This window comes from Microbacterium sp. 20-116, from assembly GCF_041079415.1.
Classification (GTDB): domain Bacteria; phylum Actinomycetota; class Actinomycetes; order Actinomycetales; family Microbacteriaceae; genus Microbacterium.
The window spans coordinates 198,913-223,775 of record NZ_JBFYGP010000002.1 but is presented as its reverse complement, the minus strand read 5'-3'; the positions used below and the strand labels follow the sequence as shown (position 1 = coordinate 223,775).

General features: G+C 70.2%; 23 protein-coding genes. 7 read left to right on the top strand and 16 right to left on the bottom strand.

Annotation, left to right across the window (positions count from 1 at the left end):
• The 5 genes from AB6V29_RS05110 to AB6V29_RS05090 form a co-directional block, all read right to left on the bottom strand.
• Positions 1 to 1,128 carry a DUF917 domain-containing protein gene (locus AB6V29_RS05110; RefSeq protein WP_369357361.1) on the bottom strand — a complete coding sequence of 376 codons (1,128 nt, stop codon included), beginning with the start codon at positions 1,126 to 1,128 and terminating at the stop codon, positions 1 to 3.
• Positions 1,125 to 2,213 carry a DUF917 domain-containing protein gene (locus tag AB6V29_RS05105; protein WP_369357359.1) on the bottom strand — a complete coding sequence of 363 codons (1,089 nt, stop codon included), beginning with the start codon at positions 2,211 to 2,213 and terminating at the stop codon, positions 1,125 to 1,127. Before AB6V29_RS05105 ends, AB6V29_RS05110 begins: the two co-directional genes overlap by 4 nt.
• On the bottom strand, positions 2,210 to 3,763 hold the full coding sequence (locus tag AB6V29_RS05100; RefSeq protein WP_307313011.1) for a hydantoinase/oxoprolinase family protein: 1,554 nt from the start codon (positions 3,761 to 3,763) through the stop codon (positions 2,210 to 2,212). The genes AB6V29_RS05105 and AB6V29_RS05100 overlap by 4 nt, the downstream gene beginning before the upstream one ends.
• Positions 3,764 to 3,795: 32 nt before the next feature.
• Positions 3,796 to 5,136: a cytosine permease gene (locus AB6V29_RS05095; RefSeq protein WP_210073267.1), complete on the bottom strand. Its 1,341-nt coding sequence runs from the start codon at positions 5,134 to 5,136 to the stop codon at positions 3,796 to 3,798.
• A gap of 252 nt (positions 5,137 to 5,388) precedes the next feature.
• The gene (locus tag AB6V29_RS05090; RefSeq protein ID WP_369357358.1) at positions 5,389 to 6,810 is read right to left on the bottom strand and encodes a helix-turn-helix domain-containing protein; all 1,422 of its coding nucleotides are present in this window, start codon (positions 6,808 to 6,810) and stop codon (positions 5,389 to 5,391) included.
• A 184-nt stretch (positions 6,811 to 6,994) separates the two neighbouring features.
• Between AB6V29_RS05090 and aceA the strand changes: the two genes are divergently transcribed.
• Positions 6,995 to 8,311 (top strand): isocitrate lyase, encoded by a 1,317-nt coding sequence (gene aceA / locus AB6V29_RS05085; RefSeq protein WP_369357356.1) that lies wholly within the window; start codon positions 6,995 to 6,997, stop codon positions 8,309 to 8,311.
• A gap of 173 nt (positions 8,312 to 8,484) precedes the next feature.
• Positions 8,485 to 10,146: a malate synthase A gene (aceB, locus tag AB6V29_RS05080; RefSeq protein ID WP_369357355.1), complete on the top strand. Its 1,662-nt coding sequence runs from the start codon at positions 8,485 to 8,487 to the stop codon at positions 10,144 to 10,146.
• 127 nt (positions 10,147 to 10,273) lie between these two features.
• Here aceB and AB6V29_RS05075 read toward each other — a convergent pair whose 3' ends face one another.
• On the bottom strand, positions 10,274 to 11,569 hold the full coding sequence (locus AB6V29_RS05075; RefSeq protein WP_369357353.1) for a chloride channel protein: 1,296 nt from the start codon (positions 11,567 to 11,569) through the stop codon (positions 10,274 to 10,276).
• A 96-nt stretch (positions 11,570 to 11,665) separates the two neighbouring features.
• Here AB6V29_RS05075 and AB6V29_RS05070 point away from each other — a divergent pair, with 96 nt between their 5' ends.
• Positions 11,666 to 12,865 (top strand): pyridoxal phosphate-dependent aminotransferase, encoded by a 1,200-nt coding sequence (locus tag AB6V29_RS05070; RefSeq protein WP_267787948.1) that lies wholly within the window; start codon positions 11,666 to 11,668, stop codon positions 12,863 to 12,865.
• Positions 12,866 to 13,204: 339 nt separating this feature from the next.
• On the opposite strand, the gene AB6V29_RS05065 is transcribed toward AB6V29_RS05070, so the two are convergent.
• The 4 genes from AB6V29_RS05065 to AB6V29_RS05050 are packed head-to-tail and all read right to left on the bottom strand — an operon-like array spanning position 13,205 to position 16,029.
• Positions 13,205 to 14,341 (bottom strand): UDP-N-acetylmuramate dehydrogenase, encoded by a 1,137-nt coding sequence (locus AB6V29_RS05065; protein ID WP_210073259.1) that lies wholly within the window; start codon positions 14,339 to 14,341, stop codon positions 13,205 to 13,207.
• Complete coding sequence (locus AB6V29_RS05060; RefSeq protein WP_210073257.1) at positions 14,341 to 14,745, bottom strand: MaoC/PaaZ C-terminal domain-containing protein; 405 nt, start codon at positions 14,743 to 14,745, stop codon at positions 14,341 to 14,343. The genes AB6V29_RS05065 and AB6V29_RS05060 overlap by 1 nt, the downstream gene beginning before the upstream one ends.
• The gene (locus AB6V29_RS05055; RefSeq protein ID WP_307313021.1) at positions 14,742 to 15,191 is read right to left on the bottom strand and encodes a MaoC family dehydratase N-terminal domain-containing protein; all 450 of its coding nucleotides are present in this window, start codon (positions 15,189 to 15,191) and stop codon (positions 14,742 to 14,744) included. The genes AB6V29_RS05060 and AB6V29_RS05055 overlap by 4 nt, the downstream gene beginning before the upstream one ends.
• A 40-nt stretch (positions 15,192 to 15,231) precedes the next feature.
• On the bottom strand, positions 15,232 to 16,029 hold the full coding sequence (locus tag AB6V29_RS05050; RefSeq protein WP_369357350.1) for a sulfite exporter TauE/SafE family protein: 798 nt from the start codon (positions 16,027 to 16,029) through the stop codon (positions 15,232 to 15,234).
• A gap of 338 nt (positions 16,030 to 16,367) precedes the next feature.
• Between AB6V29_RS05050 and AB6V29_RS05045 the strand changes: the two genes are divergently transcribed.
• Positions 16,368 to 17,003: an NADPH-dependent F420 reductase gene (locus AB6V29_RS05045; RefSeq protein WP_369357349.1), complete on the top strand. Its 636-nt coding sequence runs from the start codon at positions 16,368 to 16,370 to the stop codon at positions 17,001 to 17,003.
• A 278-nt stretch (positions 17,004 to 17,281) separates the two neighbouring features.
• Here AB6V29_RS05045 and AB6V29_RS05040 read toward each other — a convergent pair whose 3' ends face one another.
• The 6 genes from AB6V29_RS05040 to AB6V29_RS05015 all read right to left on the bottom strand — a co-directional run bounded on the left by AB6V29_RS05040 (position 17,282) and on the right by AB6V29_RS05015 (position 21,927).
• Complete coding sequence (locus AB6V29_RS05040; protein WP_307313025.1) at positions 17,282 to 18,442, bottom strand: cystathionine gamma-synthase; 1,161 nt, start codon at positions 18,440 to 18,442, stop codon at positions 17,282 to 17,284.
• Positions 18,439 to 19,443 carry a pyridoxal-phosphate dependent enzyme gene (locus tag AB6V29_RS05035; protein WP_369357348.1) on the bottom strand — a complete coding sequence of 335 codons (1,005 nt, stop codon included), beginning with the start codon at positions 19,441 to 19,443 and terminating at the stop codon, positions 18,439 to 18,441. Before AB6V29_RS05035 ends, AB6V29_RS05040 begins: the two co-directional genes overlap by 4 nt.
• A 127-nt stretch (positions 19,444 to 19,570) precedes the next feature.
• Entirely contained in the window at positions 19,571 to 20,419 is an 849-nt protein-coding gene (locus AB6V29_RS05030; RefSeq protein ID WP_210073247.1) for an SDR family oxidoreductase, read from the bottom strand.
• A gap of 70 nt (positions 20,420 to 20,489) precedes the next feature.
• The gene (locus AB6V29_RS05025) at positions 20,490 to 20,810 is read right to left on the bottom strand and encodes a hypothetical protein (RefSeq protein WP_267787957.1); all 321 of its coding nucleotides are present in this window, start codon (positions 20,808 to 20,810) and stop codon (positions 20,490 to 20,492) included.
• The gene (locus AB6V29_RS05020) at positions 20,807 to 21,379 is read right to left on the bottom strand and encodes a hypothetical protein (RefSeq protein ID WP_267787959.1); all 573 of its coding nucleotides are present in this window, start codon (positions 21,377 to 21,379) and stop codon (positions 20,807 to 20,809) included. Before AB6V29_RS05020 ends, AB6V29_RS05025 begins: the two co-directional genes overlap by 4 nt.
• 5 nt (positions 21,380 to 21,384) lie before the next feature.
• Entirely contained in the window at positions 21,385 to 21,927 is a 543-nt protein-coding gene (locus AB6V29_RS05015; RefSeq protein WP_267787961.1) for an RNA polymerase sigma factor, read from the bottom strand.
• Positions 21,928 to 22,180: 253 nt separating this feature from the next.
• Here AB6V29_RS05015 and AB6V29_RS05010 point away from each other — a divergent pair, with 253 nt between their 5' ends.
• The 3 genes from AB6V29_RS05010 (at position 22,181) to AB6V29_RS05000 (ending at position 24,858) form a co-directional block, all read left to right on the top strand.
• Entirely contained in the window at positions 22,181 to 23,023 is an 843-nt protein-coding gene (locus AB6V29_RS05010) for an NAD(P)-dependent oxidoreductase (protein ID WP_267787963.1), read from the top strand.
• Positions 23,024 to 23,082: 59 nt separating this feature from the next.
• Positions 23,083 to 23,376 carry a hypothetical protein gene (locus AB6V29_RS05005; RefSeq protein WP_267787965.1) on the top strand — a complete coding sequence of 98 codons (294 nt, stop codon included), beginning with the start codon at positions 23,083 to 23,085 and terminating at the stop codon, positions 23,374 to 23,376.
• A 72-nt stretch (positions 23,377 to 23,448) separates the two neighbouring features.
• Positions 23,449 to 24,858 (top strand): NAD(P)/FAD-dependent oxidoreductase, encoded by a 1,410-nt coding sequence (locus AB6V29_RS05000; protein WP_369357344.1) that lies wholly within the window; start codon positions 23,449 to 23,451, stop codon positions 24,856 to 24,858.
• The last annotated feature ends 5 nt before the right edge of the window (positions 24,859 to 24,863 follow it).

Here is a 24,863-nt window from a genome sequence, read left to right as displayed (position 1 = left end):
TCACAGGGTAATCAGCGCGCGAGCGTCCTCCGGCTCGAGCTGCTCGACCGGGGTGAACGCGTCGGCGAGACCGAACGCCGAAGGGCCGAATGCGGCGAGCGCGCCGGGGGTGCGCATGATGTCGGGCGTCGAGATGCCGAGCACGCGCACGCGCTGGCCGTAGCGCAGGCCCTCCGTGGTGATGGGCTCGGCGGACTCGATGTCGGTGATGCAGATGAGGTCGGGCACGATCGCCACGAGCACGCCGTCACGGTGGGCGACGAGGTTCTCGTTCTGGAACGCCACCTCGAGGGTCGAGTCGTCGTCGGGCCCGAGGGCGGCGATGGTCGCCCGTCCCTTCGCGAAGCCGTCGGTGGTGCGCCGCTCGACGTCGGCGACCTTGCCCACGAACAGCTCCCGCACATGCGGATAGAGGGTGGTCGAGAGGGTCTCGGCGATGGCCTCGAACGGCGAGCGATGCTGCTCACGGGCCTCGCGGATGCCACGACCCAGTGCCAGCGCCATCGACAGCGTCCGCGGGATCGCCGTGCGGCGCACGTCGGCCCCGGTCATGGCGTACTCGGCGATGTGCGACACTCCGCCGAGGCGGATCGTGACACCACGGGCCAGCCACTCCATCTGACGGTCGTCGTCGCCGGTGTCGATGACGGCGGTCTCGCCGCGCTCCCCCGCGAGGGCGAGGGGCGAACCGTGCACGCCGTAGACGGCGAAGGTCTCCATCGACAGTTCCGGGAAGGCGCGGCCCATGCCGTCGGCATCCACCACCGGGAGACCGGTTTCGGCGGCGACGAGGAGCGGGATCATCGAGTTGATGCCCCCGCACTCGATCGGCATGGTCGCATCGGCGGTGCGGCCGAGGTGCTTCTCGAGGGTGCGCAGCGCAAGCGTGGGCTCGGTGCCGGCCGGGATCTTCTCGACCATCACGGTCGGGGCGCCCATCTGCGCGGTGGGGATCACGAACAGGTCGTCGGCGATCTCGTCGGGGTCGAGCACGGTGATGCTCCCCGCGCCGAGCACGCGCTCCACGAGCTTCTGCCCGATGTAGGGGTCGCCGCCGCCCCCGGTTCCCAGCAACGTTGCGCCGCGGGCCAGGTCGGGGAGGTCGGCGGCAGTCAGGGTCCAGCTCATGCGGCGGTCTCCGAGTTCTCGATGGTTCCGTCGAAGCGGTGGGAGGGCAGGTCGTAGCCGAAATAGCCGGGTCCGACCATGGCGAGGGCGTCGGCACCGTGCCAGCGCTCGTCGCTCGGCGCGGCGACCACGCGCACGCGCTGGCCGTAGCGAAGCCCCTCGGTGGTGATGGGCTCGGCGCTCTCGGCATCGAGCACGATGATGAGGTCGGGGGTCGTGACAAGGATGCCGGTGGTCGTGCGCGCGATGAGGTGCTCGTTCTGGAACGACAGCGTGAGCGTGTCGCCCGGGCCCTCGATGCGGGCGTTGCCGCGGGCGAAGCCCGCCGTGGTCCCGCGCTCGACGTCGACGACCTTGCCCTCGAAGACCTCGCGCCCGCCGAGGGCGGCGACGACCGCGGTGACCGGGTCGGTCTTCGCGTCGCGCGCCGCGACGATGCCGCGTCCGATGGACAGGCACGCCGACAGCGATGCGGGCACGAGCGCCTCGCGTGCGCTCGCCCCCGACATGGCGAAACCGGCGAGCATGACCGAGCACCCCATCTCGACGCACGCGACGCGCGCGATGCGTTCGGTCCAGGTGTTGTCGATCGTGGACAGCACGGCGGTGTTGCCCTTCTCGTCGGCGAAGGCGAGGGGCGATGCCGTGATGCCGTAGAGCGTGGGGAGCACCATCTGCAGCTCGGGAAACGCGCGGCCCATGCCGTCGGCATCCAGTAGCGGCAGGCCCAGGGCGGCGGCGGCGGCGATCGGGATGGTCGAGTTGACCCCGCCGGCCTCGGCGCACGCGATGTGGGTGACGGGACGCCCGAGCGAGGCGCCGAGCGCGTGCACGGGTGCGACGACCTCTTCGAGGCTCGGGAGCTTCTCGACCATGACGGTCGGGGCCCCCATCATCGCGACGGTCAGCACGAGGGCGTCGTCGGGCAGTTCGTCGAGGCCCACGACCGTGACCGACCCGTGGACGGCCAGTGCCTGGCGGGCGAGCAGCGCGCCGATGTACGGGTCTCCCCCGCCGCCGGTGCCGAGCACCGCGGCGCCGCGAGCGAGGTCGCCCACGACCGACGGGGTGAGCTGCCAGCTCACGCCCGCACGCCCATGTCGAGATCGCCCACGGCCTTCACGCGCACCCGGGTGGCGTTACCCGGCAGGTAGGGGATCGGCACCTCGTCGAAGTCGACGATCGACACCGACGACGGTCGCGCGCCCGCGGCGATGGCCTTGTCGACGGCCTCGGCGCGGATCGCGGCGATGCCTTCGTCGCGGCGGCCGGGCTCGATCGCGTAGACCTTGTCGATCTCGCCGCCCACCTGGGCGATGGACGCGCCGATGGCGTTGGCGACCGCGTAGTTGAGGGGGCGATGCACAGCGCCGAACATCGGCAGCTCCTCGGGGAGGAGGATGCTGCCGCCGCCGACGGCGACGACCGGGATCGGCTCGGGCGAGGTGCGCATGCGGTCGACGGCCTCGGCCACGCGATCGGCGATGCGTGCGAGCACGCGCTGGACGAAGTGGGGGTCGAGGTGCGCGACGCGCGAGGGGTCGCCCACGTTCGCGCGCCCTGCCGCGACGGCGATGTCGGTCGCGGTGAGCGTGGAGCCGCCGAACACCAGCGCCTCCTCGGTCAGGCGGTAACCGACGGATGCGGGCCCCACCTCCGCGGTCTCTTCATCGACGATCGAGCCGCCGCCGATGCCGATCGACAGCACGTCCGGCATCCGGAAGTTGGTGCGGATGCCGGCGACCTTGACCTCGTTCGCCGTCTCCCGGGGGAACCCGGCGTTGAGCAGACCGATGTCGGCCGTCGTGCCGCCGATGTCGACCACCGCGCACGTCTGCAGGCCGCTGGTGAGCGCGGCGCCGCGCATCGAGTTGGTGGGACCCGATGCGAAGGTGGCGACGGGATACAGGCGCACGTAGTCCTCGTCCATCAGCGTGCCGTCGTTCTGGCTGAGGAAGATCGGGGCCTCGATCCCCTCCGCGCGCACCGCCGCGGTGAGCCCGTCGACGATCTCGGAGGCGAGTTCGCGGAGCGCGGCGTTGATGATCGTCGCGTTCTCGCGCTCGAGCAGACCGATCCGGCCGATCTCGTGCGAGAGCGAGATGGCCACGTCGGGCCCCAGCACATCGCCGAGGATCTCGGCCGCGCGCACCTCGAGGTCGTGATTGACCGGCGAGAACACCGACGAGATCGCCACGGAGCGCACGCCGTTCGCTTTCATGTCGTCGGCGATGCCGCGCAGCTCGTCCTCATCGAGCGGGGAGATCGGCCGCCCGTCGAACTCGTACCCTCCGTGGGCGAGGTAGCTGCGCGCCTGGATCGCGTCGGTGAGGACGCTCGGCCAGTCCACGAGCGGCGGCAGGGCCTTCGTGGCGGGAAGACCGAGCCGCACCGCGGCGGTCGGGGCGAGCCGCTGGGCCTGGACGAGCGCGTTGATGAAGTGGGTCGTGCCGATCATGACCGCGTCGATGTCGGAGCCGGCGAAGTCGCGTTCGGCGCGCAGGGCGGCGATCGCGTCGACGATGCCGGTGGTGACATCCGGGCTGGTGGACTTCTTCACGCCGGCGAGGGTGTCCTTGCCGTCCATGAGCACTGCGTCGGTGTTGGTGCCGCCGACGTCGATGCCGATGTGCATGGGTGGAGCTCTTTTCGTTCGGAGGGGACGGGTCAGGATGCCACGGGGGCGGCGTCGCGCACGGGAGCCTGCGCGGTGGTCGCCTCGCCGACACCGCGCACCCAGCCGAGCTTGCCGGCGACGGTGTACAGCACGATCGAGAGCACGAGCGAGGAGATCGCCGGAATGCCCCAGGTCACGAAGTAGCCGACGAGGGCCGAGACGAGCCAGACCACCAGGGTCACGGGAACCAGGCGCGGAGCGGTGAGCGGCAGGCGGCCCTCGGCGCGCGAGGCGTCGAGCTCGCCGCGCCAGCGACGCACGATGAAGTATTCGGCGACCATGATTCCGGCGATGGGCGGGAAGACGACGCCGAGGATGATGAGGAAGCCGGTGAACTGCGACAGGATGCCGGCGGCCGCGAGGATCGACCCGACGACGCCGAGCACGATGGTGGTGCTGACGCGGTTCAGGTTCTTGCCGAACGCGGTGGAGATGAAGTTCACCAGGCCGAGGGTCGACGAGTACAGGTTCCAGTCGTTGATCTTCAGCGTGCCGGTGATGACGATGATGAGTCCCACGAGGCCGACCGACGACGTGACGATCGCGACGATGTTGCCCGTCTGCGCGGCGTGGGCCAGCAGCACTCCCGAGAGGCCGATGACGAACTCGCCGAGCGAGACGCCCACGACGGTCTGCTTGACGACGTCGGCCTTGGAGCGGTTGAAGCGGGTCATGTCGGCGGTGATGATGGCGCCGACGATGAGACCTCCGGCGACGATCGCCGTTCCCTGCCACACCGACATGGTGGGTCCGGGGGCGGGCGAGGTGAGCAGGTCGCCGATCGAGTGGTTGCTGAGCTCGGTGATGATCGACCAGCCCACGAGCACGAGGAACAGGGGCACGGTGATGTTGGCGAGCCACTGCATGCCGACGAAGCCGACGGCCACGATCGCGGTGACGGCGAGACCGAACAGCAGGCTCCACGCCCACATCGGCATCAGGCCCGGCAGCAGCGAGTCGAGCGACTCGGCCGAGATGGCCGACTGGATGCCGAACCAGCCGATGAGGCTGATACCGATCGCGAGCCCCACCAGGGAGGCCCCGATCTCGCCGAAACCGGTCCAGCGAGCCAGCAGCGCGGTGTTGAGCCCCTCCTTCTGTCCGATGATCCCGACGATGCACATGATCACCTCGAGGATGATCGAGCCGAGCAGCAGCGCGAGGAACGCCTCGCTGAAGGTCATCGCGTAGCCGAGGGTGGCGCCCAGGAGGAACTGCGACAGGGCCGAGACCTGACCGAAGCGCTGCACGGCGATGCCGAACCAGTGCTTCTGGGCGTCGGGTGTCACGCGGCTGAGGGCGAAGTCGTCGGCGTGGGCCATACGTGCCATGGGAGTGTCCTTTTGCGGAAGAGGGACGGTGCGGGTGCTGGACACGTTATTCCCGGCGCCCACCCCGGCCTATGTGCATGTCGCCCGATCTGACCGCCCGAGTGTGCACTCTGCACCCCTGCCGGTTTCCGCCCGTGATCCCCTGATCGTTCAGGCCCCGGGGCATCGCGACCGGGACCGGGTGCTTTCGCCGCCTCCGTGGCATCCGACCGAGCGTGTCGGAGGGCCCGGGCCCGGTCGCTGCGGCCGGGGTCACTCCGGCGCGTGCGCCTGCAGGAACTCGTACATCTCGGTCGTGTCGACCCCGGGGAACGCCCCGGTCGGCAGGGTCGCAAGCAACGTCCGCGGCGTGCGGACATTCGGCCAGGCCTGCCCCCGCCAGGTCGCCTCGAGCTCCGCCGGGGCGCGGCGGCAGCACGTCTCGACGGAGTGCCGAGAGATACCGCGGTTCGACGTGTCTCGCCCCCGGAACCATTTCGTGTCGTCGAAGCGCACGCCCACGCTCACCGAGTGGGCCCCCTCGCTCGACTGCTCGACACGGGCGGTGCACCAGTACGTCCCGTTGCCGGTGTCGGTGTACTGGTAGTACGGGTTGAAGAGGTCGTCCTCCTCGAACACCACGCGGCTCGTCCACCGCCGGCAGCACATCTGGCCCTCGATCGAGCCGAGGCGGTCGGTGGGGAAGTTCACGTCGTCGTTCTCGTACGCCTTCGTGATCGTCCCCGACTCGTGCACCTTGAGGAAGTGCACCGGGATGCCCAGGTGCACGGTTGCGAGATTGGTGAAGCGGTGAGCCGCGGTCTCGTACGACACCGAGTAGGCGTCACGGAGATCTTCGATGCTGAGCGTGCGCCGCTCCTTCGCCTCGCTCAGGGCCGACACGACGTGGGCCTCAGGCATGAGCAGTGCCCCGGTGAGGTAGTTCGTCTCCACCCGCTGGCGGAGGAATTCGTCGTAGCTCGTCGGCTCGCCGTGCCCCAGGATCCGACTCGACAGCGCCTGCAGGACCGCCGCTCGCGGATCGGTTTTCGCGACCTTGGTCGACAGGTACAGCCGCCCGTTCTTGACGTCGGCGATGCTGCGGGTCGATGAGGGGAGGTCTGGCACGTAGTGCAACGTGAAACCGAGGTGGGCGGCGATGTCGCTCGCCCCGCGCTGGGTGAGCGGTCCACCCGGGTGCTCGATCCGATCGAGGATCCCGGATGCCACTCGCTCGAGCTCCGGGAAATGATTGTCCTGTCTGCGCATCAGCCGTCGCAGCGCCACGTTCGCCCGCCGCGCCTCTTCGGGCGTGGCCGAGCGCTCCTCGCGGAGGCGTTCGATCTCGGCTTGCAGCGCGAGCATCGCCGCGAGCGCCTCGTCGGGCACCGCTCGGCCCACACGGAACGGCTCGATCCCCAGCGCCTGGAACGTCTGGCCGCGCATGGCCCTCTCCACCGACAGCTCGAGGACGGCGCGGGGGTCGAGGGGCTCGGCATCCAGGATCTGATCGAGCTTGCACTCCAGCGCGCGGGCGATCGCCTGCAGCAGCGTGAGCTTGGCCTCGCGGCGGCCGTTCTCGATCATCGACATCTGGCTCGGGGCACGGTCGACCGCGCCGGCGAGGTCGTCGAGGGTCATCCCCCGCGCCGTGCGCAGCTGTCGGATGCGTCGTCCGATGGTGAGCGTGTCCACCTCCCCATCGTCGAAGGGAAGGGATGCCGAAGAAGCAGTGACGCCGGTGTCCATACGCCATGTTCTCACGGAAACAGAAGATCGCGCGATCTTCACACCTCGAATCCTGTTTCGACACGACGTTCTTCGCCGACAGTGGTCTCCACGGGGCACCGCCGCCCCGGCATCCGAAAGGAGAACGCTCATGACGATCCAGGCCACCCCCGCCCCGCAGCCCCTGCGTCCCGGCGACCAGACCGAGACCGCCGACGAGATCCGTGCCGCGTGGGAGAACGACCCGCGGTGGGACGGTATCGAGCGCACCTACTCGGCCGAAGACGTCGTCCGCCTCCGTGGCAGTGTCCGCGAGGAGTCCACCCTCGCCCGTCGCGGGGCCGAGAACCTGTGGAACCTCATCCACACCGAGGAGTACGTCCGCGCACTCGGTGCCTACACCGGCGGCCAGGCCGTGCAGCAGGTGCGCGCGGGGCTGAAGGCCATCTACCTGTCGGGCTGGCAGGTCGCCGCCGACGGGAACCTGGCCGGCCAGACCTACCCCGACCAGAGCCTGTACCCCGCGAACTCGGTCCCCGCGGTCGTCCGCCGCATCAACAACGCCCTCCTGCGTCAGGACCAGATCGAGCGCGCCGAGGGCGAGATAACGCGGGACTGGCTCGCCCCGATCGTCGCCGACGCCGAGGCGGGCTTCGGTGGGCCGCTCAACGCCTACGAACTCGCGCAGTCGCTGATCCAGGCGGGAGCTGCCGGCATCCACTGGGAAGACCAGCTCGCGAGCGAGAAGAAGTGCGGTCACCTCGGCGGCAAGGTGCTCGTGCCGATCCAGCAGCACATCCGCACCCTGAACGCCGCGCGTCTGGCCGCCGACGTCGCCGGAGTGCCGACCGTGGTCATCGCGCGCACCGACGCCCTGGCCGCCGACCTGCTCACGAGCGACGTCGACCCGCGCGACGCCGAGTTCCTGACCGGTGAGCGAACGACCGAGGGCTTCTACCGCGTTCGTCCGGGGCTGGACTCGGTCATCGCGCGCGGCCTCGCCTTCGCCCCGTACGCCGACCTGCTGTGGGTCGAGACCGGCGAGCCCGACATCGAGCTCGCCCGTCGCTTCGCCGAGGCGATCCACGCCCGCTACCCGGGCAAGAAGCTCGCGTACAACTGCTCGCCGAGCTTCAACTGGAAGCGGCACCTCGGCGACGAGCAGATCGCCACGTTCCAGGCCGACCTGGCCGCTGTCGGCTACGCCTTCCAGTTCATCACGCTGGCCGGTTTCCACGCCGTCAACCACTCGATGTTCGACCTCGCCCGCGGCTACGCCGAACGCGCCATGAGCGCGTACGTCGAGCTGCAGGAGGCCGAGTTCGCCGCCGAAGCCCACGGGTACACCGCCACGCGCCACCAGCGCGAAGCGGGCACCGGCTACTTCGACGTCGTCTCGACCGCGCTCAACCCCGAAAGCGCCACCCTCGCCCTGGCCGGCTCGACGGAAACCGCCCAGTTTCACTGACCCTCTCTTCTCTTCCCCACCCCTTCCCCGCCCCGCCCTGGTCGCGATCCGGGCTTGAGTGTCCAGAACACCCGGACCTTTCGAGAATTCGTCCGGGTTTCTTGGACACTCAGCACGGGTCGCACCGGACAGCGGGCGAGGAGAGCGGGCACCACGCACAGAAAGCCACGACCATGACCCTCATCACCTCTCCCCCGCCCACCTCCACCGAAGGATCACGGATGCCGAGCACCCCGGCATCCGCCCCGCACCTGCGTCTCGAGCGCTCGCTCGAAGGGCGCGACGGCGAGATCCTCACGCCCGCAGCCCTCGCCTTCCTCACCGAGCTGCACGACCGTTTCGCCCGACGCCGGCACGACCGGCTCGCCGCGCGCGAGCGCCGCCGCTTCGAGATCGGCACGGGCGACGACCCGCACTTCCGCGCCGACAGCGCGCACATCCGCGACGACGCGTCGTGGCGTGTGGCGGGGGCCGGTCCCGGACTGGAAGACCGCCGCGTCGAGATCACCGGCCCCACCGATCCGAAGATGACCATCAACGCGCTGAACTCCGGCGCGCGGGTGTGGCTGGCCGACCAGGAGGATGCCACCTCCCCCACCTGGCGCAACGTCATCGGCGGTCAGCTCTCGCTGTTCGACGCGATCCGCGGGCAGCTGTCGTTCACGAGCCCCGAGGGCAAGCGCTACGAAGTGACCGCCGAGCGCACGCCGACCATCGTGATGCGCCCGCGTGGATGGCACCTGCCCGAGAAGCATCTGACGTTCGTCGATCGCGCGGGGCGCGCGCTGCCGGCATCCGGATCGCTCGTCGACTACGGGCTGTACGCGTTCCACAACGCCCACGCGCTGATCGCCGCAGGTCGGGGGCCGTACTTCTACCTGCCGAAGATCGAGTCGGCCGAAGAGGCTCGGCTCTGGGACGACGTGTTCTCGTTCACCGAGGAGCGTCTGGGCCTCGCCCACGGCACGATCCGCGCGACCGTGCTCATCGAGACGCTGCCCGCGGCCTTCGAGATGGAGGAGATCCTCTTCGCCCTGCGTGACCACTGCGCGGGACTGAACGCCGGGCGCTGGGACTACATCTTCTCGATCATCAAGACCTACCGTGGGCGCGGGGCGCGGTTCGTCCTGCCCGACCGGAGCGAAGTGACGATGACGGTGCCGTTCATGCGGGCCTACACCGAGCTGCTCGTGCGCACCTGCCACAAGCGGGGCGCGTACGCGATCGGCGGTATGAGCGCGTTCATCCCCAACCGCCGCCGACCCGAGGTGACCGAGGCCGCGTTCGAGAAGGTCGCCGCCGACAAGCGGCGCGAGGCCGGCGACGGCTTCGACGGCACGTGGGTCGCGCACCCCGACCTCATCCCGGTGGCCCGCGCCGAGTTCGACGCGGTGCTCGGCGAGCGCGAGAACCAGCTCGACCGCCTGCGCGAGGACGTATCGGTCGAGCCCCGGCAGTTGCTCGACCTGCGCATCGGCCTGCCGGTGACCACGGCGGGTGTGCGCGGCAACGTCTCGGTGGCGATCCGCTACATCGAAGCGTGGCTGCGGGGGCTCGGCGCGGTGGCGATCGACGACCTCATGGAAGATGCCGCGACCGCCGAGATCTCGCGCTCGCAGATCTGGCAGTGGATCCACCAGGATCGCGAGACCGCCGAGGGCACCGCGATCACCCGAGCGTTCGTCGAGGGGCTGCTCGACGAGGTGCTGGCCGAGGTGCCCCGCTCGAACGGCGACCGCTTCGACGACGCCGCAGCGGTGTTCCGCGAGGTGGCGTTGCGACCGGAATTCCCGGCGTTCCTCACCCTGCCGGCGTACGCGAAGTACCTCGACTGACGCCGGCCGCGTCGCGCGAGCCCCCGCCCCGCTTCGAAAAGGGGGCTCGCGTGGCGCGACGACGGCCGGACGATCTGCACCCGTTCGGCGAGGACCCGGTCGATCCCCCGCCGCGCGGCGCCCGGTTCTAGGGGCGAGCCGGATCCATCGGCGCGAAGCCGCGCAGGCTCTCGCGCGAGGTGAGCCGCGAAGCGGCGAGCGAGCCCGCGACGGCCAGGAAGATCGGCAGCAGCAGCGTGAAGCCGGTGTCGGTGAACTCGATGATCAGCGCGATCGCGGTGAACGGCGCTCTCATGTTGGATGCCAGGAACGCCGCCGCCGCGACGATCGCCAGGGCCGTGCCGTCGGCACCCGGCCAGATGACCGCCCACCCCGCGGCGGCCGCCGCCCCCAGTGCCGCGCCGATCGCGACGGAGGGCTGCAGCGTGCCGCCGATCGCGCCGGAGCCGAGTGAGACGGTGGTCGCGACGTACTTCAGCACCGCGAGGGCGAGCAGGAGGAGCGCCGGTTGCGACAGGTCGAAGCCCGCGGTCGCCAGTGCCCGGCCGTTGCCGAGGATGAGCGGGAAGGCCGCGCCCAGCGCTCCCACCGCGGTGAAGGTGAGCGGCAGCACCACGAGCATCTTCCAGCCCGTGGGCCGGAACCTCGAGAGCTTCTTGGTCACGGCCGCGAAGCTCGAGGCTCCCCACCCCATCAGCGGCCCGATGAGCAGGGCTGCGACCAGGAGGGACGGATTCACCTCGAGGGATGCCACGTGGTACAGCGATTCCTCGCCGACGAGGGGGCGGGCGACGAGGGTCGCGATCGTGCTGACGCTGAGGGCGACGACGGCCGCGCCCACGCTGAACTGGGCGAGGAGGATCTCGACCGCGAACAAGGCGCCCCCCAGCGGCACGTTGTAGACGGCGGCGAGACCGGCGCCCGCGGCGGAGGCGATGAGGATGCGGCGCCAGCGCGCGTCGAGGCGGAACCAGCGGACGATCTTCGATCCCGCCATGGCCGAGAGCTCGCGCGGGGCGACCTCCTTGCCGATCGAGGCTCCCATCGCGACCGAACCGACCTGGAGGACGGTGTCGAGGAGTGTCTCCCAGAACGGCATCCGGGATCCGTCCACCCCCTGCTCGACGGTGGCGAGCTTGCGCCCGAAGCGACGGAGCAGGTACCACCCGAGGGCGGCCACCACACCCGCGCCGCCGACCGTCACGATCGGGAGCCACCAGACCGAGGGGTATGCGAGACCGTCCAGGAACGGGCCCTCCTCGTGGCCCCACACGAGGTGTTCGAGGGAGTGGACGATGAAGACCAGGAGCAGCACCGCGAGACCGGTCGCCAGACCGACGATGAGGGTCGCCACCCCCAAGCGGACGAGAGTTCCCAGACCTCGTCGACGAGAGGGCAACAACGTGGGGGTTTCAGCGATCACCCCGCCACGGTAGTGGACCCGTGTTTCGTCTTCCGCACGCAGCGCTCGAGGTCATACCCCTCGGCGGGAGCGAGCGCGAACAGTAGGCTCGGAACCGTGACTTCCCGCGCCCCGCTCTCCCGCAAGCTGTCCGCCATCGCCGAGTCCGCGACCTTGAAGGTCGATGCCAAGGCCAAGGCCCTCCAGGCCGCCGGCCGACCGGTCATCTCGTACGCGGCCGGAGAGCCCGATTTCGCCACCCCGTCCTTCATCGTCGACGCCGCGGCGAAGGCGTTGCAGGACCCCAAGAACTACCGGTACACGCCGGCCGCCGGTCTTCCGGTGCTACGTGAGGCGATCGCCGCCAAGACGCTGCGTGATTCGGGCCTCGAGGTCGCGCCGTCGCAGGTCATCGTCACCAACGGCGGCAAGCAGTCAGTGTACCAGGCGTTCCAGACCGTGGTGAACCCCGGCGACGAGGTTCTGCTGCCGGCTCCCTACTGGACGACCTACCCCGAGGCCATCGCCCTCGCCGAGGGCACTCCCGTCGAGGTCTTCGCCGGTGCCGACCAGGACTACAAGGTCACGGTCGCCCAGCTCGAGGCCGCGCGCACCGACAAGACGACGACGCTCGTCTTCGTGTCGCCCTCGAACCCCACGGGCTCGGTCTACACCCCCGAAGAGACGGCCGAGATCGGCCGCTGGGCCCTCGAGCACGGCATCTGGGTCATCACCGACGAGATCTACCAGAACCTCACCTACGAGGGCGCACGGGCCGTCTCGATCGTCGAGGCCGTCCCCGAGCTCGCCGAGCAGACCATCCTCGTCAACGGCGTCGCGAAGACGTACGCCATGACCGGATGGCGCGTGGGCTGGATGGTGGGACCGGCGGATGCCATCAAGCTCGCCGGCAACCTGCAGTCGCACCTGTCGAGCAACGTCAACAACGTCGCCCAGATCGCCGCGGCCGCCGCCCTCGACGGACCGCAGGACGAGGCGGAGCAGTTCCGGCTCGCCTTCGACCGCCGTCGGAAGCTGATCGTGTCGGAGTTGGCGAAGATCGACGGCGTCGAGGTGCCCAACCCGCTCGGCGCGTTCTACGCCTACCCCGACGTGCGCGGCCTGCTGAACCGTTCGTGGGGCGGCGTCACCCCCACCACCTCGCTCGAGCTGGCCGACCTCATCCTCGAGCAGGCCGAGGTCGCCGTGGTGCCCGGCGAGGCCTTCGGCCCGAGCGGCTACCTGCGTCTGTCGTACGCCCTGGGCGACGACCAGCTCCTCGAGGGCATCCAGCGCCTCCAGCGCCTGTTCGCCTGAGTCCTGACGTCCGGCCGGTGCCGGTCGCCCGTCGCGGTGACCGGCACCGCTGTTCGTCGACCATCGCGCGGCGTTCGCGGGGACGCCGAGCCGGCGCTCGCACCCCGAGCCGTCGCGCGGAGATCGCCGCCGACACGCCGATCCCACGGCATCCGGCACGGCACGTCACCCACGAACTCCGCCCGACGGCACAGCACGACCGGGCCAGCAGGAATCGGGGCAGACCGGACCGTTCCGCGGGGACCGAGACGGACACGCCGATCGCACAGCATCCGGCACGGCACGTCACCCACGAACTCCGCCCGACGGCACAGCACGACCGGGTCGGCAGGTCGGGGGCTAGAGCTCGACGTTCACCAGGACGGGCTCGGGCTGCAGCACGAGGCCGAACTCCGAAGCCACACGGTTCTGCACGAAGCGGGCGAGCTCGGCGATCTCGGCCGCCGTCGCCTCGCCGCGGTTCGTCAGCGCGAGCGTGTGCTTGGTCGACAGGCCCGCGCGCGAGCGCGGGAACCGGAAGCCCCGGTGGAGCCCGGCGTTCTCGATCAGCCACGCCGCACTCACCTTGACGTCGCGCGTGACGATGGGGGGTGGGGGCAGGATGCCGTCGAAGGCGGCGAGCGGGATGACCGTCACCGGGTCGAGCACCGGCGCGAGGGGCCACTTCGGGCACTGCGCGGGAAGGGTGCGCGCGAAGGTCTCCGACACGATCGCGTTCTGGAAGAACGAGCCGGCGCTCCATGTGTCGGGGTCTTCGGCGTCGAGCACCATGCCCTTGCGAGCTCGGGTCGCGAGCACGTGGTCCCGGATCCACCGCAGCGACACCGCCTGATCGGGCTCGAGGCCCAGGGCACCGCGCAGTTGGTCTCCCGCGATGGGCCGCTCCTCTGCGCCGACCCGCTCGAGCTCGAGCGTCACCGACAGGATGACCGCGGGCCGCTCGGGCACCGACCCGTAGTGGTGCTTCAGCACCGAGGTGCGAAAACCCAGGCCGAGCTGCGTAGCCGGCACGGTCGAGACCTCGCCCGTCGACTCGTCGATCAACTCCACCTCGACGAGGGTCTGCACGATCTCTTGGCCGTAGGCTCCGACGTTCTGCACGGGCGCGGCGCCGACCGTGCCGGGAATGCCCGACATCGCCTCGATCCCCGCGAGCCCGCGTTCCACCGTCTCGGCGACCAGGGCGTCCCAGTCGTGGCCGGCCTGCACCCTGAGGCGCACCGTGTGGGCGCTCGACCCCGGAAGCTCTTCGATGCCGGTCGTCCGCACCCGGATCACGGTGCCCTCGAACGGCTCGTCGCCCACGAACAGGTTCGACCCGCCGCCGAGGACGAACCACGGTTCGCCCTGCATCCACACCTCGCGGAGGGCACCGACCAGTTCGTCGGGCGTCGTGGCCTCGATGAGACGGGCGGGTTCACCCCCCGTGCGGAGGGTGGTCAACTGCGAAAGGGGAACGGGGGCGACCTCGGGCATCAGGACAACCGCACCCGCACCTGCGCCTTGCCGAGCACGGTGGTCTCGGCGAACGTCACGGTGAGGTCGATGCGCGCGGTCTCGTCGTCGACGGCCGCGACCTTGGCGCTGACGTGCAGGTCGGCTCCGGTCTCGGGGTCGACCACGACGGGGCGAGTGAAACGCACGCCGTACTCGGCGATGCGTCCGCTGTCGCCCAGCGCCTCGGCGAGGGTGCCCACCGCGATCCCCATCGTGAGCATGCCGTGCGCGAGCACACCGGGCAGGCCCACCGCTGCGGCGACGTCGTCACGGTAGTGGATGGGGTTGAAGTCGCCCGAGGCGCCCGCGTAGCGAACGAGCGACTCACGGGTCAGGTGCACCGAACGCTCGGCGATGACGTCTCCGACGGTGAACGCGCTCATGCTCCGGCCTCCCCGGCGAGAAGGACGCTGATGGTGGTCACGACGTGGGCGCCGTCGGCATCCACGATCTCCGCCTCGCTCGTGATCATGGCGTTGCCGCCCATCGTGCGGATGCCGGTGACCGACTGCGTCGCGACGAGTTCGTCGCCCGCGACGATCGGTCGCGTGTAGCGGAAGCGCTGCTCCGCGTGCACGAGACGCGACAGCTCGATGCCCGAGTCGGGGTCGGCGAGCAGTTGCTGGAGCGCGAGGTCCTGGACGACCATCGCGAAGGTCGGCGGAGCCACCACATCGGCGTACCCGAGGGCACGGGCGGCCTCGGGGTCGGAGTGCTGCGGGGCATCGGCGAAGACGGCGCGGGCGAACTCGCGCACCTTCTCGCGGCCGACCAGGTAAGGAGCGGTCGGCGGGAAGACTCGACCGACGAGTTCGGGGTTCACGGGCACGCCCCCAGTCTACCGAGCGGGCCCGTGGGACCGGGGTGGGTCAGCGCTGGTGGCGGCCGCGCACGGCCTTCACGGCGATCTGCGAGGCGATGAAGACGAGGAAGATCGAGAACAGCACGTTGGCGACGAAGGGGTCGACCGCCTTGGCGATCTGCGCGCCCACGGCGGTCGTGGCGCAGGCGGCGAGCCCGACGCAGAGCGCCGCCGGCAGATCGACGTTCGAGCGGCGGAGGTTTCCGATCGTCCCCGACACCGCGGTCGGGATCATCATGAGCAGCGAGGTGCCCTTGGCGACGAGGTCGCTGGTTCCGAAGAACAGCAGCAGGGCGGGGACGACGATGATCCCGCCGCCGACGCCGAGGAGCCCGGCGAGGATGCCGGTGATCACACCGAGCACCGCGAGCCCGGGGCCGGTGATCCAGGTGAGTTCGAGCTCGGCGTCGCGAGAGGGGATGACGAAATAGAGGCTCACGATGACAGCGAGGAGGAAGGCCACGAACGACCAGCGCAGGGCCGTCTGCGACAGCTTCGGCAGCAGCCACGTGCCGATCTGCGCCCCGCCCACGGCTCCGGCGGCGAGGATGAGAGCCGGCAGCCACGCGACATGACCGTCGATGGCATAGGTGATGACGCCGACCGATGCCGTGGGCACGATCGCGGCGAGTGAGGTTCCCGCGCCGAGGCGCTGGTCGAAGCGCAGCAGCAGCACGAGCAACGGAACGATGACCGTGCCGCCGCCCACACCGAAAAGGCCCGACATGAGCCCCGCGAGCAGACCGACACCGACGCAGACGACGTAGAGGCGAGCGGTGCGGGGCGGGCGGATGGCGGTCGTCACGGAGCGATTCCTCGAGGGTCGGGGCGAGACCGATCCCGCCGGCATCCAGTGTCCCACCGGTGCGCCCCGCCCCGAACGCCGCGGGAGAAGAAAGCGGCCCCCGGTGGTCCGAAGCCGCGTCCACCGGGGGCCGTCGCCCTCACAGATCAAGCAGGACGGTGACCCGAACACCGGACTGCGACCACTCGCGTGAGGGTGCGACAAGATGACGATAAATCCCGCCGTTCCCGGGCGGGGACCGGTTGACACTGATAACTCGCCCTGCTAGTTATTTAAGCCGCTGAATGTTCAGCGAGGCCCAGGGAATGCGGTGGCATCCGAATCGGTTCTGAGCCTCCATGACTACCGTAGGAATCATCGGAGCAGGACACATCGGCTCGGCCCTCGCCAGGGGCTTCGCGAAGAACGGCTACGACGTCGTGATCGCGAACTCCCGTGGACCGGAGACCCTCGCCGACCTCGTCGCCGAAGTGGGCGACAAGGCGCGCGCCGCCACGGCACAGGATGCCGCGGAGGCCGGCGACATCGTCGTGGTCACCGTCCCGCTGAAGGCCATCGACGCCGTGCCCGCCGCTCCCCTCGCCGGCAAGACCGTGCTCGACACCAACAACTACTACTTCGAGCGCGACGGACACATCAATGAACTCGACGAGAAGAAGACGACCACGTCGCAAATGCTGCAGGAGCACCTGCCCGAGTCGATCGTCGTCAAGGCGTTCAACCACATCCCCGCCGCCGACATCCTCACCGACGGCTCCCCCGCCGGCACCGAGAACCGTCGCGCCCTCGCCACCTCGAGCGACTCCGACGAGGCCGTCGCCCTCGTGACCCGCATCTACGACGAGTTCGGTTTCGACACCGTCAACGTCGGACCTCTCAGCGAGAGCTGGCGCGTCGAGCGCGACCAGCCGGCGTACGTCGTCCGTCAGAACGCCGACGAGCTCACGCAGAACCTGGCCCGCGCCGAACGCTGACCCGCTTCCCTCCCGGACGAGGCACGCCCATAAACGCGATCCGCGCCCGTAAACGCTCTCTCCACGCGTTTATGGGCGCGGATCGCGTTTATGCGTGAATACCGGGCCGGCGCGGCGCCCGCGGCAGGCGCGGTGCCCGCGGCCGGCGCGGCGCCCGCGGCAGGCGCACGCGGAGGCAGGCGCACGCGGAGGCAGGCGCGTGCGGAGGCAGGCGCGTGCGAAGGCAGGCGCGTGCGAAGGCAGGCGCGCACAAAGAGACGCGCCTGGAGCGGTCCCGCTCAGAGGGAGGCGAGCGCCTGGTCGACGTCGGCGACCAGGTCGTCGACCGACTCGATCCCCACCGACAGGCGCACGATCGTGTCGGGCACCGCGAGTTCGGTACCGCGGACGGAGGCGTGGGTCATGGCATCGGGGTAGTTGACGAGCGACTCGACGCCGCCGAGCGACTCGGCGAGCGTGAACAGACGCGTCGACTCCGCGAAGCGGCGGGCGGTCGGGCCGTCGGCGAGAGCGAGGGAGACGATGCCCCCGAAACCGCTCATCTGGCGCGCCGCCAGCTCGTGCCCGGGGTGCGAGGGCAGACCCGGGTAGTACACCTGCGCGACACGGTCGTGGCCGGCGAGGTGCTCGGCGACGGCCTGCGCGTTCGAGCTGTGGCGCTGCATGCGCACGGCGAGCGTCTTGATGCCGCGCGTGGTCAGGTATGCGTCGAACGGACCCGACACCGCTCCCGCGGCGAACTGCAGGAACTGCACCTTCTCGGCGAGCTCCGCGTCGGCGAAGGCCAGCGCCCCGCCCACGACGTCGCTGTGCCCGCCGAGGTACTTGGTCGCCGAGTGCACCACGACATCGGCGCCGAGCGACAGCGGTCGCTGCAGGGCCGGCGAGGCGAAGGTGTTGTCCACCACGACGATCGCCCCGGCCTCGTGCCCGAGCCGGGCGAGACCGGCGATGTCGGTGATCCGCAGCATGGGGTTGCTGGGGGTCTCGACCCAGACCATCCGCGGTGCGCGCTCCGCGATGGCGGCGGCCACGGCATCCAGGTCGCTCATGTCGACGACACGGAGGGTGATCCCCCAGGGACCGAGCACCCGCGCCAGCAGCCGGTAGGTGCCGCCGTAGACATCGTTGCCGAGGAGGACCTCGTCTCCCGGGACGAGCGCGGCGCGCAGCAGGGCGTCCTCACCGGCGAGACCGGAGGCGAACGACAGCGCCCGGGGGCCGCCCTCGAGAGCGGCGATCTGCGTCTCGAGCGCGGTGCGCGTGGGATTGCCGCTGCGACCGTACTCGTAGCCGCCGCGGAGGCCGCCGATCCCGTCCTGCGCATACGTCGTCGAGACGTGGATCGGCGGGATCACGGCGCCGGTGGTCTCGTCGGGCGCCTGTCCGGCGTGGACGGCGAGGCTGTCGAAGCCGCGGGCGGCGTCGTGGGTGCTCATGCGGAGTGCTCCTCGGAAGGGGTCGGAAGAAGGGATGCCACGGGTGCAACGTCGTAGCCGCGCTCGATCATCCAGTCGTCGTCGAAGATCTTGCTGAGATAACCGCGACCGTGGTCGGGGAGCACGACGACTACCACGGCGTCGGCCGGGAGATCCCGCGCGACCCGGAGGGCTCCGACGACGGCCATTCCGCTGGACCCGCCCACGAGCAGGCCCTCCTCGCGGGCGAGGCGACGGGTCATGGCGAAGGACTCGGCATCCGAGACGCGCTCGTAGCCGTCCACGAGAGTCGGGTCGAAGGCCGGGGGCCAGAAGTCCTCGCCGACGCCCTCGACGTCGTAGCCGTGGATGTCGCCGCCCGAGTAGATCGAGCCGACCGGATCGACGCCGATGATACGAACGGCCGGGCCCGCGACCTCGCGGAGGTAGCGGCCGGTGCCGCTGATCGTGCCGCCCGTGCCGACGCCGGCGACGAAGTGCGTGAGCCGACCGTCGGTGTCGCGCCAGATCTCGGGACCGGTGGTCTCGTAGTGACTGCGCGGGCCGTTCGGGTTGGCGTATTGGTTGGGCTTGAACGCACCCGGGATCTCACGCACGAGACGGTCGGACACGCTGTAGTACGAGTTCGGGTCGTCGGGCTCGACGTTTGTCGGCGTCACGACGACCTCGGCGCCGTAGGCGCGCAGCACCGCTCGCTTGTCCTCGGCGACCTTGTCGGGCACCACGAAGACGCAGCGGTAGCCGCGCTGCTGCGCGATGAGCGCGAGCCCGACCCCGGTGTTGCCGCTGGTGGGCTCCACGATCACTCCGCCCGGCTGGAGCAGGCCGTCGCGCTCGGCAGCGTCGACGATGTTGGCCGCGATGCGGTCCTTGGCGGAGCCGCCGGGGTTGAAGTACTCGATCTTCGCGAGGACCGTGGCGGCGATGCCCTCGGTGACGCGAGAAAGACGGACGAGGGGGGTGTTGCCGACGAGGTCGGCGACGCTCTGGGCGTAACGCACGATGGAGTCCTGGAGGTTGATGCACCCGATACGGGCGCGGCTGACGGGGTCGTCGAAAAGAACGCGGAGCGTTCAGCGACAACAGCGACAGGTCAGCACGCCGCCAGCATACCCGAGGGACACCCGGTCATGACACGGCGCCGAGAAACTCCTCGAAACTCTGCGCGGGGCGGCCGGTGACGCGCTCGACGTCGTTCGAGACGGCGGCTTGATCGCCGCTCGCGATGGACGTGTACGTGCTCACCCACGCGTCGACCTGCCACCGCGGGGCCCCGAACGCCGCTCGCGAGGCATATGCCTCGTCGACCGTCTCGTCGACGAAACGCACCCGATGACCGCGCACCGCCGAGATCTTCTCGGCGACCTCGGTCAGGGTCAGGGCCTCGGGGCCGGTCAGGTCGTAGGTGACGTCGGCGTGCGCATCGGGATCGAGCAGCACCGCTACCGCCGTGGCCGCCACATCGGCGCGCGAGACGAGAGAGCAGCGCCCGTCTCCGGCGGGACCCCGGATGACCCCGTCGTCACCGGCGAAGAGCTCCATCATGTCCATGTAGAAGTTGTCGCGCAGGAAGGTATGCCGCATGCCCGAGGCGCGGATGATCTCCTCGGTCGCTGCGTGATCGCGCCCCAGCGTGAAGACGGCGTCCGGCGCGGCGGCGAAGAACGAGGTGTAGACGATCGATCGGACGCCCGCGGCCGCGGCGGCCTCGACGAAGGTGCGGTGATGCTCGACGCGGTCGGCTGTCTCGGACGCCGACACCATGAAGAGCGTGTCGACCCCCTCCAGGGCCGCGCGGGTGGCATCCGCGTCCGAATACCGGGCCACGTGCACCTCGGCTCCTTCGAGCGAGGGAGCCCGAGAAGCGTCGCGAACGAGCAGACGCTGAGGGATGCCGCGGGCGGCGAGGTCTCGCGCGACCCGGCCCCCTACGGCTCCGGTGGATCCGGTGACGGCGATGACGGGCGGCGTGGACATTCGGCCTCCGGGGACGAGTGGGCGGTGCCTCCAGCGTAAGCCGGTTGACCGCTTCTCGGCCGGAACCCGCTCAGGAAGGCGGGGCGACCAGGCGCGCTACGCGGACCCGGATCGAAGACGGGGTCTCGTCCTCGCCGGCGCCGCGCGCCGCGGTGGCGACGGCGGCCGCGACCACGGCAGCGTCGTCGTCGGAGGAGACGCCGATGCAGACGGTGATGGCACGGGTGCCGCCGGATTCCTCGACCTCGGCGAGAGAACCCTCGACGTCGGTGACGTGCTCGACGGCGCGGGCTAAGACCGGACGCGCCGAATAGCACTCGCGCACACCCTCGACGGCGGTCACGGCCAGATCGATGCGGGGCGCCAGCTCCGCTGCGGAGATGGTCGTCATGAATCTTCCCCCTCGTCGAGGTGGACGTCGCCGACGGTCACGTCCACGCGTCCGACCCGAAGGTCGCCGTGTCGCTGGATGGCCGAGCGGATGCCTTCGCGCATCTCCTCGACCGCGGGGCTCATCGCGCGACCGAAGCGCACGCTGACCGTCACGCGGACGTCGAGAGGAGCGTCGGGTTCCGGCTGATCGAGTCGGACGCGTCCCATCAGCAGTCCTTCGATTCCGTCTCCGACCGTGCGGATGAGCTCGTAGAGAGCACCTTCGGTCACGACCAGCTCGGTGCCGTCGTCGGCGCGCGCAAGCGGGATGTCTCGGCCCGCTCGGAACTCGCGCATGACCTCGCGCATGATGCTGTCGTACCAGGACTCCGAGATCGGCTCCGCCGCCTGCTCGTCCACGATCTCGCGGGAGAGTCGCCCCATCCGCTCCATCGACGCCAGAACCGCCTGGCACTGCGCGTTGCGCTCGATCGCCGGGATGCGGGGGATGCGTCCGCGATCGAGGTAGGCGGAGAGGTCTTCGAGGGAGTAGCCCGACCCCCCGATGTCATCGTTGTGCTCGCTCACTGGGGTCACCTCCACTCCTCCATGCGTTCCAACACCGTCTTCCTGGCTCGCGCGAGGCGTCCGCGCACGGTGGCGGCGGATTCGCCGACCTCGACGGCGATCTCGTCGTAGCTGTGCCCGCCGACCTCGCGGAGCACCCACACCACACGCAGCTCCTCGGGGAGCTCTCCGAGGATCTTCTTGAGCGCGTCCATCTGCGACGATGCCACAACGGCGCGCTCCGGGTCGTCACGACCCGAGACCATCTCCTCGTCGATCTCCTCCGAGATCTTGCGGGAGCGGAGGCGGTCGGTGGCCTTGCGCGACACGATCGTCGTGAGCCAGCTTCGCACCTTCTCGGGGTCGGTGAGATCCGGAAGACGTCGCCACGCCGTGATGAGCGCCTCCTGCACGCAATCGTCGGCATCGGCCCGCGAGCCGGTCAGCCTGGTCGCGAACGCGACGAGGAACGGCGCGTGCCGTCTCACCAGCACCCCGAAGGCGATCTGGTCGCCGTCAGCCGCACGCGACGCGAGAAACGCGTCGGTGGCGGAGGACAAAGAGGGCATCGAGGTTCCTGTCGGCGATCGTTCGCGTCGGACCGTGACATTTCACGAATCGACAGCGTCCACATAGCGAAACACCCCGGGCCCCCACGGCGCCGGGATCTTGACGAATGGACCTTCCGCGTGGCAGGACGTTCCGCCCGCGGGATCGGTACACGCCGACCGCGCGGCGTCTTCGGTCGGGGCGGTCAACCCACCCGCCCGATGTCGGTGGGCGCCGATATCGTCGATCCCACCCCGACCCCGAAGGACACTCATGCGCATCGCCCTCACCGGTTCGTCCGGAAAGCTCGGCACCGTCGTCGCACGCGAGCTGCGTTCCGCCGGCCACGACGTCATCGGCCTCGATGTCCGCGGCGAGCGCGGCCCGGGCTTCGTCCAGGTCGACCTCACCGACTACGGCCAGGTCGTCGACGCCCTGACCGCGGTGAACGACCAGCACGACGGCTTCGACGCCCTCGTGCACCTCGCTGCGATCCCGGCGCCCGGCATCCGCTCCGACATCGCCACTTTCCACAACAACATGACGAGCACCTTCAACGTCTTCTGGGCGGCCACGCGTCTGGGCATCCACAAGATCGTCTACGCCTCGAGCGAGACCGTGCTGGGCTTGCCCTTCGACGTGCCGCCTCCGTACATCCCCGTCGACGAGGAGTACGCGCCGAGGCCCGAGTCGGTCTACTCCCTCGTGAAGACCCTCGAGGAACGCTTGGCGGTGGAGCTGGTGCGCTGGAACCCCGACCTGTCGATCACGGCGCTGCGGTTCTCGAACGTGATGGTCCCCGAGGACTACGCCGAATTCCCCTTCGACGACGACGCGCGCACCCGGAAGTGGAACCTGTGGGGCTATATCGACGCCCGCGACGGAGCACAGGCCGTGGAGAGCGCTCTCCAGACCGCCCCGGCCGGCTTCGACACCTTCATCATCGCGGCGGCCGACACGGTCATGACGCGCCCCAACGCCCAACTCGTGGCCGAGGTGTTCCCGGGGGTCGCGATCCACGGCGACCTGGGCGAGAACACGACGCTTCTCTCGATCGACAAGGCGCGCCGGCTGCTCGGGTACGAGCCGCGGCACTCCTGGCGAGACGGGCGCTGACGGCGCACGCCCGGGCTCGTCCCGGCCCCGCGCCCCTCCCCGCGTGACAGACTCACCGGATGGACGCCGACGCACGCACTCCCTCTTCTTCGCCGACGCCCGCGATGGATGAGCCGGTCATCCCCCTGCCGAACGCGCGAGAGAAAGAAGTCAGCTTCGTCGCGCGCAGCGGCGCCGTGGTCACACTGCGCCTCATCGACACGGGACGCTTCGAGCTCAAGCTCGATACGCGAGGGGACTACACGGCCGTGCTCCTGCACGACGGCCACTCCTTCGAGCTTCACCCCGCCCCCGGCGTCCACGCCCTGGGCGGCACGGGCCTCACGCCCACCCAGATCTACGAGGGGTTCTGACCCGCGGCGCAAGCCCCGAGGTCAGGTCGTCGGCGCGGGATTGACTGGGGCTCTCGACCCGGGAGGACCACCGTGAGCCACGACGCCGACAGCTATGACATCGCCGTGATCGGAGCCGGTCCCGCCGGAACCGCCGCCGCCCTTCGCGCCGCAGAACTCGGCGCATCCGTCGTCGTCCTCGAGGCCGGTCGTGTCGGCGGCACCTGCGTCAACACCGGGTGCGTACCCACGCGCGTCCTCGCGAAGGCCGCGCGCCTCATGCGCGAGACCCGCTCCGCCGACGACTACGGCATCGTGGTGGAAGAGCCCCGCGTCGATTGGTCGGCCGTGGTCTCCAGGGTGCATGAGCGGGTGGATGCCGTGCGCTCGATCAAACGAGAGGCCGAACGCTTCGCCGAAGCCGGGGTGGATCTCGTGCAAGAGGGACGTGCGCGCTTCGCGGACGAGCACACTCTCGTCCTCGACAGCGGTCGACGAATCCGCGCGGACTCGATCCTCGTCTGCGTGGGCGGCCATTCCCGTCGCCTGCCGATCCCCGGGGCCGAGCTCGCGACGGTTCCCGAAGACGTGCTCACTCTCGCCGAGCTGCCCCGGCGCGTCGTGGTCATCGGTGCGGGCAACACCGGCGCACAACTGGTGACGGTGTTCCGCTCGTTCGGCGCGGAGGTCACGCTGCTCGATGTCGCGCCTCGGGTGCTCATGGCATCCGATGCCTCCATCTCGCGCGTGATCGCCGAATCGCTCACGGAGCACGGGGTCGACGTACGCACGGGGATCGAGACGGTCGAGCGCATCGACCGCGCCGAGGACGGCTCGCTCACCCTCGCCTGGCGCGAGGACGGCGCATCGCGCACCGTCGATGCCGAGGTCGTCATCATGGCGACCGGATGGCCCGCCGATGTCGAAGACCTCGGCCTCGAGAACGCCGGGGTCCAGGTCGAGCGCTCCGCGATCCCGGTCGACCGCTACTTCCGCACGATCGTGCCGCACATCCTCGCCGTCGGCGACGCGAACGGCCGCGACATGCTCGTGCAGGCGGCGCAGTTCGAGGGCGAAGCGGCGGCCGAGAACGCCGTGCTCGGCGCCAACCGGCGAACGCCCCACCACCTTCTCCCCGCGGGCGGTTTCACCGACCCCGACTACGCGGGCGTCGGCCTCACCGAGGAGCAGGCGCGTGACCGCGACCCCTCGTGCGTCGTGGCGACTGCGCGTTTCGCCGATCTCGACCGTGCGGTGATCGACGACCGGGAACGCGGGTTCCTCATGCTCATCTCCGATCGTCGCCGCGAGCTCGTGCTCGGGGCTCACGCGATGGGGGAGAACGCCGTGGAGGTCATCCAATCGGTGACCACCGCGATGGCGGCCGGCATCGACGTCTCGACCCTCGCCGGTGTGCGCTTCGCCTACCCGACGTACAGTGCCGTGATCGGAAACGCGGCGCGTGCTCTGCTGCACGCGGACTCCCCCGCTCTGCTGGAGTGACACAC